Source organism: Luteitalea sp. TBR-22 (assembly GCF_016865485.1).
Lineage (GTDB): Bacteria > Acidobacteriota > Vicinamibacteria > Vicinamibacterales > Vicinamibacteraceae > Luteitalea.
In genome coordinates this window covers 4293731-4307143 of sequence record NZ_AP024452.1, presented here as the reverse complement: position 1 = coordinate 4307143, position 13413 = coordinate 4293731, and the positions used below count along the sequence as shown (strand labels likewise).

Here is a 13413-nt window from a genome sequence, read left to right as displayed (position 1 = left end):
TGCCCTTCCTGACCGGCCCGACGACTCTTCGCTCGAAGGCCGGCGAGGAGGAGAGATGAGCAAGTCTTCGAACGCCGCCATAGCCCTGGCCCTTGGACTCCTGTGCATGCTTACCGCCGCCTGCGGCGGGAGTAGTGAATCAGGTACGCCCACATCGCCGACCTCGGTCGCCTCTGTTGCAGTTCACGGTGTTCAGGTGCAGCCGTCCGGCACAGGCGTCCAGTTCTTCACGGCCTTCCAGTTCACAGCTCAGGGCACATTCCCTTCAGGGACGCAGTTCACCTGGAACTTCGGCGACGGAACTTCCTCGGTGTCCACGCAACCCCAGGCGAGCCATCCCTACGGTTCGCCGGGCAACTACACGGTGAGCGTGCAGGCCACCGCGGGGGCAAACTCAGCGGTCGGCTCCTCGCAGGTCAGCGTCGGCTCCCTGGTTGGCCAATGGGTCGGCACGATGTCTGGGCATACGACGCTCCCCACGATCCGCCCACGGCCCATAAGTTCATTCGACCTGAGGATCGACAGCATCCAGAGCACCAGCAACAACAGGTACACGATGAGAGGCTCGTGGAGTGATAACGCCGGGTGCCGCCACTCGTTGCTGGCCATCTTCACGCCTCCGGGTGGCGTGGCCGCTAACAGGAACGTGGCCTTCTCGTTGGAGCAGTTCGAATGCAACGGCGAGGGCGGCTACGCCGATCTGAGCTTCAGCGGCACCGCCAACGAAACATTGTCCATCGTCCTCGGTGAACACCCAAATCCGGCCATTTAGCGACACCTCAAAACCGGCCATTTCCTGAGGCCGGCGCCGAGACGTGAACCGCGCCCGGACGCCCTGTGCGTCCGTGAGCGCCATGGGGAACGTCTTGGACCCACAAAAACAGCAGCAGGTGGTGGCGCTGGGGCGCCTGGGCTGGTCGCTGCGCCGCATCGAGCAGGCGACCGGCGTGCGCCGCGAGACCATCAGCGGCTATCTCCGGGCCGCCGGTGTCGCCGTGCGGGGCCGCGGGCGGCCGCGGGCCGACGCGCCCGCGCCGCCGAGCGAAGCGGCGGCAAATCCGGCCATTTCGCCGACGGGGGTGTCCACCGACCCCACACCGTCCCGCGCCTCGAGTGCGAGCGCCTGCACGCCGTACCGCGACCTGATCACCGAGGCGGTCGGTCGCGGGCGGAACGCCCGCGCGATCTGGCAGGACCTGGTCGACGACCACGGCTTCACGGCCGGCTACGCGAGCGTCCGGCGCTTCGTCGGCCGGCTGCGTGGTGCCGCGACGCCGGAGGCGCGCGTGGTGATCGTCACCGCGCCGGGCGAGGAGGCCCAGGTCGATTACGGCGAGGGGCCGATGGTGCGGCCGCCGGGCGGGGGCAAACACCGGCGCACACGCCTGTTTGTGCTGACGCTCGGCTACTCGCGTAAGGCCGTCTACCTCCTCACGTGGCAGTCGAGCGCGGCGATCTGGGCCACGCTGCACGAGCAGGCGCTTCGTCAGCTGGGCGGCGCCCCGCGCGTGCTGGTCCTCGACAACCTGCGCGAAGGCGTGCTGACGCCGGACGTCTACGACCCGACGATCAATCCGCTCTATCGCGATGTGCTCGCGCACTACGGCGTCACGGCGCTGCCGTGTCGCGTGCGCGATCCCGATCGCAAGGGCAAGGTCGAACGCAGCGTCGGCCACGCGAAGCAGACGCCGCTCAAGGGGCAGCGCTTCGAGTCCCTCGAGGACGCGCAGGCCTACCTCGATCGCTGGACGGCCCACTGGGCGGACACCCGCATCCACGGCACGACGAAGCGGCAGGTGGCCGCGATGTTTGCCGAGGAGCAGCCCGTGCTGCAGGCGCTTCCCGTCACGCCGTTTCGCTATTACCGGTACGGCACGCGCACCGTGCATCTCGATGGCTGCGTCGAGGTCGAGGCCGCCTACTACTCGGCGCCGCCCGGCTGGATCGGCCAGCGTGTCCAGGTGCAGTGGACCGATGGGGTCGTGCGCCTGCTCACGCTCGACGGCCAACTGCTGCGCGAGCATGTGCGTGGGCCGCGGGGGCATCACCGCATCGCGGAGGCGGACCGGCCCGCCAAGACGCCGGCGACGACGCTCGCGCTCCTGGCGCGCGCCCGCCGGATCGGTCCCGCGCTGCACACGCTGTGCACGCACATCCACACGCACGACGGCGCGGCCGGCACACGCCGCATCCTCGGCGCGCTCGCCCTCGCGAAGCGCTACGGCCCGATCGCCCTCGAGGACGCGGCCAAGGCGGCGCTCGAGCTGCGCGTCCTCAATTACCGCTTCCTCCGCCGCTACCTGGAGCGACGGCCGCCGCTCACGCTGCGGCAGGTCGACCCGCTGATCCGTCAACTGACCGTCTATCGCGATCTGATCGATCGCACCACAGGAGATCCCACATGACGCTGCCCGAACTCGATGCCGCCCTGCGCAAGCTGCGCCTCTCCGGGATGGCCGATGTCCTCGAGGCCCGCCTGCGCCAGGCGCAGCAGGAACGCCAGGCCCCGATCGATCTGCTCTCGGCGCTGGTCGGCGACGAGCTGCTGCGCCGCCAGGACCGGCTCCTCGCACGCCGGCTGCAGCAGGCCGGCTTTCGTGATGCCGAGCGGACCCTCGACACCTTTGACTTTGGCTTCAACCGGAAGATGCCGCAGGCGCTGATCCACGAGCTCGCCACCGCGCGCTTCGTGGCGCAGCGAGAAGACGTGCTGCTCCTCGGCCCGCCCGGCACCGGCAAGAGCCATCTCGCGCAGGCCATCGGGCGTGCGGCCATCCTGCAGGGCTATCGCGTGCTGTATCGCGAAGCGCACATCCTGCTCGAGGAGATCACCGAGGCCAGCGTGGAAGGGACGCGCAAAGCGCTGATGCTGGAGCTGACCACCGTGCCGCTGCTGATCATCGACGACCTCGGCATGCGCAAGCTACCGCACACGGCCGCCGAGGACCTGCTCGAGGTGATCATGCGGCGCTACGAACGCGCCTCGACGCTGCTGACGTCCAATCGGCCGGTCGATGACTGGGGCAAGCTGCTCGGCGACACCGCCGCCGTCACGGCGCTGCTCGATCGCCTGCTGCACCACGCCCACGTGCTCAAGTGCGGCCCCCGCAGCTGGCGAACCAAGGTGCACACCGACTTGCGTCCGGAGGCAGCCGCGCAGTAGAACTCAGACCGTCTCGACGCCCGGCGGGAATGGCCGGTTTTGGACGTCCACGAAATGGCCGGTTTTGACCCGTCCACCGAGGATCGTCGAGGGAACCTGTCGAGGCGGGCCGAACTGCACCTTTCGGATGACACGGCGTTGACCGGCACAGGCTCGTGGGCCGGCAGTTCTCAGTGGCCTATCTCGCGGAGCCATCGGCCAGATGGCTCCCTCTGTGCCTGGCGTGGGCAACCGCGGCCTGATGCCTGCCGATGCGTCGCCCGCTCGAGAGCAACAGGCCCGTCCTGCGTCGCCACCCACCTGCATCACCGCTGAGACCTGGCGACGAGCGTCGCATCTTGTCGCGCCCCATGCGCAGCTTGTCGCATCCGGTGTTCCCAGCAGGGGCCGATGTCCTCATGGGGACGCCGCGTTCCCGCGCGGGGGGGGCCGCACAGTCGTGGAGGGACAGCCATGAGTGGTACATACAGGACGGCCACGAGGCACATCATCGCGATCGCGGCGGTGCGTGACGCTCGTGATGAGCATGCCGCCTCGCAGCAGCCTTGCGTCGATCGCCGCTTCGGCAGGTTACGCAAGCACGTCGGTCGCCTCGTCCTGACCGCCCTTGCACTGGCAACCTGCGTCGGCGTCAGTGACGCACAGGATGACCCGGGCGGGGCCCTGACCCCGCCGGGTGCGGAGCAGGTCGCAAGCGCCTGGGCGGTTCACACGGTGTACCTGGCCGAGGGCGCCACCTCGGCGTTCTTCGACACGAGAATCGCCCTCCTGAACCCGGGTACCGTCGGCACCAACGCGACCGTGTCTTTCCTTCAGCAGGGTAAGGCCGCCATCTCGCTCGTCGTCTACGTGCCCGCGCGCACGAGGGTCACGGTCGAGCCTCGAGTTGTGGGCGGGCTGGAGAACGCCGAGTACTCCACTCGAATCGAGTCCGACCAATTCCTCGTCGTCGACAGGATGATGTGGTGGGAGAAGAACCAGGCGTATGGCGCTCATGCCGAGACCGGAGTCCGGGCACCGGCTCTCAAGTGGTACCTGGCGGAGGGCGCTACCCAGGGCCCCTTCAACCTCTTCTACCTGATTCAAAACCCCAACGCATCAGATGCACAGGTGCTGGTGAGATACCTCCGGCCATCGGGCTCCCCGATCGAGAAGATATACACGCTGCCGCCCAATTCACGCGGCAACATCTGGGTGGATCTCGAAGAGTTCCCTGGGCTCGGTCAGGCGCTCTCCGACACGGCCGTGTCGGCGGTGTTCCAAGTACTCAACAACATGCCCATCATCGTCGAGCGGGCGATGTATGCGGATGCCCCAGGTCAGCCGTTCGGCGCTGGCCACGAGAGCGCCGGCATCACGGAGCCGGCCACGGAGTGGTTCTTCGCCGAGGGCGCCACAGGCACGTTCTTCGATCTTTTCATCCTATTGGCCAATCCTTCCGACAGGTCTGCTCTGGTCGAAGCCAATTTCCTTCTGCCGTCCGGCGAGGTGATTCCCAAGCAGTACACCATCGCGCCAAACAGCCGCTTCAACATCTGGGTCGATCTCGAGGACTCGAAGCTCGCCTCCACATCGGTGTCGACGACCATACGTTCCACAAACGGGGTTCCGCTCGTAGCCGAGAGAACCATGTGGTGGCCCGAGGGCGGGTGGTACGAGGCTCATAACTCTGCAGGTGCAACGGCGGCGGGGACCCGCTGGGCCGTCGCCGAGGGTGAGGTCGACAAGGCACGAACGGTGGAGACGTACTACCTCATCGCCAACGTCTCCGACACGCCTGCGACGCTCAGGGTCTCACTGCTGTTCGATGACGGGCGCGTATCGGTCCAGGAGTTCACCGGCGTCGCCGCTCGCAGCCGCTTCAATGTGCCCGTGGGCGTCGTGTTCCCCGACGCTGACGGCCGGCGGTTCGGTGCGCTCATCGAATCAACAGGGCCGTCGCCAGCGAACATCGTCGTCGAACGTGCCATGTATTGGGACGCTGCCGGCCAGAAGTGGGCGGCAGGGACCAACGCGCTAGGCACCGTCCTCAGAGATGAGGTGATGGCCGGTGTTCTTGGTGACTCGCCGCAAGTGGACGGGTCGATATCGCTCGATGGCGACGATGAGGACGGTGGCGCAAGCGTCGTCCAGGCTGCGACGGCCAGTTTTCCCGAAGCCCTTGCGTCGTTTGGCGTGGCTTCGAAGGACGTCATCCTCACGGACGTTCCATGGCGGTCGCAGTTCGGGATGCAGAACGATACCTGCGGCAGCACTGGGGCACTGAGGAACATCAACGGGACATGCGGACACAACACTGCTGCCATGGCGATTGCCCACTACAAGAAGCTGGGCAGCGTGTCGAACGACCTCGTCAAATCGATCGTGCTCGGAACCGGCAAGGCGTGGGAATGTGGCGGGGCAGTGGATCCTGACCAACTGGTCAGTCAAATGCAAGTGCGTGGAGTGCCGAGCTGGGATCGTTCCGTCAACGCCGAGGAAATAGTGCGCGCGCTCGAGCAAGGGCACCCGTTGATCGTTCTGCTCTACCCACAAGTGACTTGGCCTGCCGACTCGACGAGATTGAATGAAATAGACTTTCCAGAATCAGGAGAGACGGATCTTGGGCACTACATGCTGGTGATTGGCATCACGGCGCCCACGCCTACACATCCCAAGGGCACCATCATCGTGCACGATGGCGGCAGGACTGTTGCCAACATCCAGCATGCGAAGAGCCGAGCATTCGAGCTCGAGACATTCTTGAGAGCATGGCACCACAAGACAGACGCCAGGTCATGGTGGGCCAAGCACGGGTGGAGAGCCATCGAAGTCGGCCGCACCGCTTCGGCGAATGCGAGCGTCACGGGCGACTTCAGCCTCACTGCGTCGCCGTCGTCAGTGACAGTGAGGCCAGGCGCGACGGCGGAACTGTCGGTCCTGCTCGAGTCCGCGGCCGGCATGAGTTCGGAAGTGGCACTGAGTGTCGAGGGAATACCCGGTGGGCAGAGCTTACCGGGGACTCGCTTCAAGCCCACCTCGCGATTCGCGGCCGGCGCTCGAACAGGGGCGAGGGTGTTGCAGGTGTCGACGAACGAGGCGACACCCAAGGGCTCATTCACGATCACCGTCGTTGGTCGTGCTGGAGCCACCGTGCGCACCTCGTCCTTCACCCTGAACGTCCAGGGGGACGTCAGCAATGTGCCGGTCGCCATTACGGCAAGCCCGAACTCCGTCACGAAGTCCGATGCCGCCCTGGCTGCCATGGTCACGCCGAACGGCCTGCCCACCAACGTACACTTCGAGTGGGGCGCGACGAACGCGTACGGGAAGGCGACCCCCCCGGTGCTCATCGGGTCGGGGCACAGTGCTGTGGCCGTATCGACGCGCCTCACGGGACTGCCTGCCGGTACTGAGCATCATTTCCGCGTGGTTGCAGTCAACAGCGCAGGTCGAGCGACTGGCGATGATCGGAAGTTCCTGACGACCGATGTAGCGGCCCCTTCGACACCTGTAGGGTTGACCCCGGGAGCTTTATCGACGCCGGGACCCACGACCGACACCACCCTGGTACGGCTGGCCTGGGAGGCGACGTCGGACGCCACCTGGTACGGCGTGGCGGTCCGCGATTTCACCACTGATCAGCTCGTGGTCAGCACGACAGTCAGCGATCCTGGGTACCTGATCAACCTCGGAGCGGGGGGACAGTACCGCTGGAACGCGAACGCGTGCAACTCGGCGGGATGCTCTCCCTACGCCGCTCCCGTGTACTTCACCACGCGGACCACTGCCGCCGTTCCTGCCACGCCGGCCGGGGCGACGCCGGGTACCACGGCAGCTCCGGGGATCCTACTTGGCACCCGCGCCGTGACGATGACCTGGGGCGCGTCCACTGGAGCCTCGACCTACCAGCTCGCGCTCGTCGACATGACGTCCGGAGCGACCGTGGTCGACACGTCAGTGATCGGAGCCGCCTATACGATGCCGCTGAGCACCGGGCGCCTCTATCGGTGGAATGTAGCGGCCTGCAACGCGGCGGGATGCTCCGCGCCGACGCCCATGTTGTACGTCACGACTCCAGCCGAGACGACCACGCCAGCGACCCCTGGTGGTGCCAGTCCTGGCGCGACAGCCAACCCGGGGCCGACTCTGGCGAGCAACGTCTTCTCGGCAGCCTGGGCTGCTTCGTCAGGGGCCACCAGCTACAACGTCGTGGTCCGTGATTCGGGAACGGATGTCCTTGTCGTTGACGCGCACGTGACCGGAACCGCCTATGCCGCCAACCTCGGCGCGGGGCGCACGTACCGGTGGAACGTCGCGGCCTGCAACAGTGCCGGCTGTTCGAGATACACCGCGGTCCTTTACTTCACGACGCCGACGAGTGGGAGCACGCCGACCAAGCCCGCGACGCCCCCGGGCCCGAGCCCCGGGTCCACCAGCAGTCCTGGGCCAACAACGGGGAGCAGTTCGGTCACCGTGGGGTGGGGCGCCTCGAGCGGCGCGGCCAACTACGGCCTGGCGATTCTGGATGTGTCGACGGGCGCGCTGGTGGTGGACACGTACGTGACGGGCACCTCCTACACCGCAAGCCTCTCGTCGGGGCGCACATATCGGTGGAACGTGGCGGCCTGCAACAGTGCCGGCTGTTCGAGCTACACCGCCGTCCTCTACTTCACGACGCCGACGAGTGGGAGTACGCCGACCAAGCCCGCGACGCCCACGGGCCCGAGTCCCGGGTCCACCAGCAGTCCTGGCCCAACAGCGGGGAGCAATTCAGTCACCGTGGGGTGGGGCGCCTCGAGCGGCGCGGCCAACTACGGCCTGGCGATCCTGGATGTGTCGACGGGCGCGCTGGTGGTGGACACGTACGTGACGGGCACCTCCTACACGGCGAGCCTCTCGTCGGGGCGCACATACCGGTGGAACGTGGCGGCCTGCAACAGTGCCGGGTGTTCGAGCTACACCGCCGTCCTCTACTTCACGACGCCGACGAGTGGGAGTACGCCGACCAAGCCGGCGACGCCCACGAGCCCGAGTCCCGGGTCGATCAGCAGTCCTGGGCCCACGACGGGAAGCAGCACGGTGACGATCGGTTGGGGCGCGTCGAGCGGTGCGACCAACTACGGCGTGGCGATTCTGGATGTGTCGACGGGCGCGCTGGTGGTGGACACGTACGTGACGGGCACCTCGTACACCTCGAGCCTCTCGTCGGGGCGCACGTATCGCTGGAACGCCGCAGCTTGCAACAGTGCCGGGTGTTCGTTGTACACGACCGCGCTGTACTTCACGACCCCGACCGCGCTGGCCGCGCCATCGGTCCCGAGCGGCCCGAGCCCAGGATCGACGAGCAGCCCCGGGCCCACCATGGGAAGCAGCAACGTTACGGTGGGGTGGGGCGTCTCCAGCGGCGCGACCTCCTACGGTCTCGGCATCCGCGATATGACCACCAACGCGCTCGTGGTCGACACCTACGTGACCGGAACCTCGCACACCGCCTTGCTGACGGCCGGCCGCACATACCGATGGAACGTCTCGGCGTGCAATGCGGCCGGGTGTTCGTTGTACACGACGGGACTGTACTTCACCACCCCGAGCGTTCTCATGGCACCGACAACCCCCACGAGCCCAAGTCCAGGATGGACCACGAGCCCAGGCCCGACGATGGGAAGTAACGTGGTGACGGTCAGCTGGGGGAGTTCCAGTGGGGCGACCAGTCACGGCATCGGCATCAGAGATATGACAACGAACACGCTCGTGGTGGATACGTACGTCACCGGCACCTCGTACACTGCCTCGCTCACGCGAGGTCGAACGTACAAGTGGAACGTCGCCGCGTGCAACGCCGCGGGATGTTCTGGCTATACGACACCGTTGTACTTCAAGACGCCATGAGTCCGCAACAGGGTTGAGCGGCCCAATCACCGGAACACCCGGCCGCTCGCCCAACACGGGCGGCCGGTCTGCATGTGGCCGCAGGTGCATTGGCGCCAGTGCTAGCTGGGCCGCAGGAGCCGGCGCGGCCTGCAACGATCGCGTCAAGGTGCGTCAGTCACACAGATGTCGCTAGTTGACGCGGGTGAGACCTCGATTGTGTCGTCTTGCGCACGCCCTCCGCGGTCGATTGCCCTTCCGAACCGGCCGAGGTGGCCAGTCCAGGCTCCGGTGAGGAGGGGACATGAGCAGAAGCTTCTACGCGGTGGTCACGTGCGCCCTCGGTTTGGCGATCACACAGGGCGGTTGGCATGGGTTGAAGCCCATCCCGTCCGGGCTGCCGAGCCTCCGTGCCGCGCCCACCCGGGCCGCGAGGGGGGCGACAGTCACAGTTCCGTCGGCGGTCCGGGTGGCAGGGCTGTCCTCGGACGACTGGTCAGCGCTGCTCGAGGCTCACGAAAGGGCAGGCGATGCGGTCGTGCCGGCGAAGCGTGGCGCCTATCTGGCACGCAACCGTGCCCAGCACTGGACCACGCACTTCGACGGTCGCGGATTCACAGTCCAACCTGAGGATCGGACGTGGTCCTGGGGGCTCGAACTACGCGCGTGGGGCAGGTTACACTCGCTGGCCGAGGTCGACGCGCCGGTCACAGTGACGTCCGAGGGGCAGCGGCTAAGCTACCGCTGGGGTAGTGCGCTGGACGAGTGGTACGTGAACGACGCGCGAGGACTGGAGCACGGCTACACCCTGCACCGAGCGCCTGACGGAGTAGGCGCAGTCGAGTTCGATCTGAAAGTGCGGGGCGACCTCCGGCCTCGGCTCGAAGCAGCCGGCAAGGACGTAGCCTTTATCAACACCGCTGGCGATGTGGTAGCGCGTTACGCAGGGCTGTCGGTTGTCGATGCCAGAGGTAGGAGTCTGCCGGCGACATTTGTGCAGCAGCCGCCCGATGCGCTCCGACTCCGCCTCGATGATACTGACGCGCTGTATCCCATCACCGTGGACCCGCTCGCCCAGCAGGCCTATCTGAAGGCGTCGAGCACTCAGTCCAACCACTATTTTGGTCGTTCAGTGGCCATCTCCGGGGACACCGTGGTTATCGGTGCCGTCGGCGACGACAGTGCGGCAACGGGCGTCAACGGGGCCCAACTCGACGATCGCGCGCAGGAGTCAGGCGCGGCTTACGTGTTCGTGCGGACGGGTGCGACGTGGACGCAGCAAGCCTACCTGAAGGCATCGAACACGCAGGCCGGCGACTCCTTCGGCTCTGCCGTGGCCATCGACGGCGACACCATCGTGATCGGCGCCCATGCCGAGGACAGCGCCGCCACCAGGGTGAATGGTGACCAAACCAGTAACAGCGTCGCAGACGCTGGCGCGGCCTACGTGTTCGTCCGCACGGGGACCACCTGGCGTCAGCAGGCATACCTGAAGGGGTCTTACACCAACAGCTGGAGCAACTTCGGTGCCGCGGTCTCCATCTCTGGAGAAACGATCGTCGTCGGTGCGTCCGGAGGACGAGGCAGCCACGGTTTGTGGAATGGGGGCGTCGCCCATGTATTCCTAAGGAGCGGGATGACATGGAGCCATCAGGCTCAGCTGATGGCATCCAACGCGCAGGAGCATGCCTACTTCGGGAACGCCGTCTCCGTTCACGCAGACACGCTTGTCGTAGGCGCCTACAGTGAAGCCGGTTCCGCGACCGGCGTGAACGGCGACCAATGGGCGCAGGACCTGTCGAAGATGGAGTCGGGAGCCGCGTACGTGTTCGTCCGGGAAGGGGCGGTCTGGACGCAGCAGGCATACCTGAAGGCGTCCAACACCGGCGCAGGCGATGCATTTGGCGGCGCAGTCGCCAATTGGGGAGACACGGTTGTCGTCGGCGCTCCGCAAGAAGGGAGTTCCGCCGACGGCGTGAACGGGAACCAAGCCGACAACAACGCCTCGTTTGCGGGCGCCGCCTACGTGTTCGTACGCGCGGCCGGCAGATGGTCTCAGCAGGCCTACCTGAAGGCGTCCAATTCCGAGGTCACCGATCGCTTCGGTGTGGCCGTCGCCATCTGGGGCGACGTCCTCGCCGTTGGCGCCGATGGCGAAGACAGTGCTGCGACCGGGGTCAACGGGAACCAGGCAGACAATAGCGCCGCCTCGTCGGGTGCGGTCTATACCTTCATTCGGAATGGGAGCACGTGGGCACAGCGTGAGTACCTGAAGGGAGGTCACGTCTTTGAGAGGACCTGGGTCGGGAGTGCAGACGCTTTCGGCGCGGCGTTGGCCATTGCTGACGGCACGATCGTGGTCGGGGTCGAGGGAGACGACAGTTCCGCCACGGGAGTGAACGGCGATCCCGCGAACACACAGGCGACCTTCTCGGGGGCCGCCTATGTGTTTGCCACTCCGAGCGTACAGACACCATCGTTCACGTTGGCACCTGGCAGCTGGGCGGCGCCTGGGGCCGGGGGCAGCCAGACGGTCACGGTCTCTGCCACTGTCAGCAGTGCGACCTGGTCGGCCTTCAGCGGCACCGCCTGGCTGACTGTGAGTCCTGCCAGCGGGATGGGTAGTGGCGCGGTGACAATCGTGGCAACCGCCAATAGCACGGGGACGGCACGGTCGGCTTCCGTGACCATTGCCGGGCATGTACTGGCCGTCACTCAGGCCGGCGCTCCCACGTTCAGCGTCACGCCATCTGCCTGGAACGCGCGCGCGAGCGGCGGTAGCCAGATGCTCACGCTCACCAGCACGCCTACGGGCGCCGAGTGGACGGCCAACAGCGACGCGGCGTGGCTGACCGTGAGCCCCGCCAGTGGAACAGGGAGCGGTACGCTCACGCTCACCGCGGCGCCGACCACGGCGGGATTCCCACGGACGGCCACCGTGACGGTAGCGGGCCGGATGGTCAGCGTGACACAATCCGGCGTACTTACGCGGTACCTGGCCGAGGGCGCCACGTCGTCCTTCTTCGATACGATCATTGCGCTGCTCAACCCCACCGACACCGACACGGTGGCCGATGTGACGTTCCAGCAGACAGGCCAGCCGCCGCTGACGGTCCCCGTGTTCGTGCCCGCTCAGTCCCCTGCCGGCTTCCGGCCGAGCGAGTATGGTCTGTGGAACGCGGAGTTCTCAACGGTGGTTACCGCGTCGCAACCACTCGTCGTGGATCGAATCATGACCTGGGGAGGTGGAGGCCACGGCCTGTACGGGGCACATGCGGAGAAAGCCGCGGTCGTGCCGTCGGCCACCTGGTACCTTGCGGAAGGCGCCACGCACAGTGGCTTCGAGTTGTTCTATCTGGTGCAGAACCCCTCCAGCACGGCAGTGACAGCCAGGATTCGCTATCTGCGAACCAGCGGCGTTCCCCTCGTGAAAGAGTACGGGCTCGCTCCTCAGTCGCGGACCACCATCTGGGTCAACGTCGAGGAGTTCCCCGGCCTTGGGCGTGCACTTGCCGCCGCCGAGGTCAGTGCCGTCATCGAGTCCATCAACGGCACGCCACTCATCGTGGAGCGAGCGATGTACCGCAGCAACCAGGGACGAACGTTCAACGCCGGGCACGAGAGCATGGGCGTCACTGCGCCGGCCGCGCGCTGGTTCCTCGCGGAAGGGCGAACCGGGCCGTTCTTCGATCAGTTCGTGCTCATCGCGAATCCGAACAGCATCGCTGCCGACGTACAGGTGACGTACCTCCTTGACGATGGCCGGACGTTCTCGAAGCGCATTACGGCGCCAGCCTCGTCCAGGTCTGGCATATGGGTCGATATGGAGCAGATTCCTGGTGTGGGGGGCTATCCCCTGGCTGATGTCGCCCTTGCCATGCGGCTCGAATCGGTCAATGGCGTTCCGATCATCGTGGAACGCGCCATGTGGTGGCCGGGTGATGGGGCGTCCTGGCATGAAGCCCACAACTCGTCTGGCGCCACCGAGTCGGGTACGAAGTGGGGCATGGCCTTCGGGCAGACCGGTGGCCCCTTGAACGTGCAGACGTACGTCTTGATCGCCAACACCTCGTCCACGCCAGGACTGGCTCGCGTCACGATAATGTTCCCCGACGGAGAGCAAGCGGAGAGAACCTACACGTTGCTTCCACAATCACGCACCAATGCGGCGATCGGACCGGATTTTGGCGGGATCACGGACCGGATGTCGTTTGGCATTGTCGTGGAGGCTCTTGGGGCGACTGCCGGCGCGCCGATTCCACAGATCGTCGTCGAGGAGGCGATCTACGTCGATGCGCCGGGGGCTCCCCTGGCCGCGGGTACCAATCTGGTTGCCACCAAGATTCAGTAGCTCTTGCGGGCGCCGCTCAGAAAGTAGACCAGTCGGCCGCTCGGAAAGT

At 66.3% G+C, this 13413-nt stretch carries 5 protein-coding genes; all 5 read left to right on the top strand.

Going from position 1 to position 13413, the window contains the following annotated elements:
* The first annotated feature begins 55 nt into the window (after positions 1–55).
* The 5 genes from TBR22_RS18035 (at position 56) to TBR22_RS18015 (ending at position 13364) form a co-directional block, all read left to right on the top strand.
* Positions 56–772 carry a PKD domain-containing protein gene (locus TBR22_RS18035; protein ID WP_239489240.1) on the top strand — a complete coding sequence of 239 codons (717 nt, stop codon included), beginning with the start codon at positions 56–58 and terminating at the stop codon, positions 770–772.
* Positions 773–854: 82 nt separating this feature from the next.
* Positions 855–2405, top strand: coding sequence for an IS21 family transposase (gene istA, locus TBR22_RS18030; RefSeq protein WP_239489239.1), 1551 nt, complete (start codon positions 855–857; stop codon positions 2403–2405).
* Positions 2402–3163 (top strand): IS21-like element helper ATPase IstB, encoded by a 762-nt coding sequence (gene istB / locus TBR22_RS18025; protein WP_239489238.1) that lies wholly within the window; start codon positions 2402–2404, stop codon positions 3161–3163. The genes istA and istB overlap by 4 nt, the downstream gene beginning before the upstream one ends.
* A 453-nt stretch (positions 3164–3616) precedes the next feature.
* Positions 3617–9034: a hypothetical protein gene (locus TBR22_RS18020; RefSeq protein ID WP_239489237.1), complete on the top strand. Its 5418-nt coding sequence runs from the start codon at positions 3617–3619 to the stop codon at positions 9032–9034.
* Between the two features lie 283 nt (positions 9035–9317).
* Entirely contained in the window at positions 9318–13364 is a 4047-nt protein-coding gene (locus TBR22_RS18015) for a BACON domain-containing protein (RefSeq protein WP_239489236.1), read from the top strand.
* Positions 13365–13413: the final 49 nt, after the last annotated feature.

Coding starts and splice junctions, on each gene's coding strand:
- TBR22_RS18035 (WP_239489240.1), top strand. CDS start 56: ATGAGCAAGTCTTCGAACGCCGCCATAGCCCTGGCCCTTGGACTCCTG.
- istA (WP_239489239.1), top strand. CDS start 855: ATGGGGAACGTCTTGGACCCACAAAAACAGCAGCAGGTGGTGGCGCTG.
- istB (WP_239489238.1), top strand. CDS start 2,402: ATGACGCTGCCCGAACTCGATGCCGCCCTGCGCAAGCTGCGCCTCTCC.
- TBR22_RS18020 (WP_239489237.1), top strand. CDS start 3,617: ATGAGTGGTACATACAGGACGGCCACGAGGCACATCATCGCGATCGCG.
- TBR22_RS18015 (WP_239489236.1), top strand. CDS start 9,318: ATGAGCAGAAGCTTCTACGCGGTGGTCACGTGCGCCCTCGGTTTGGCG.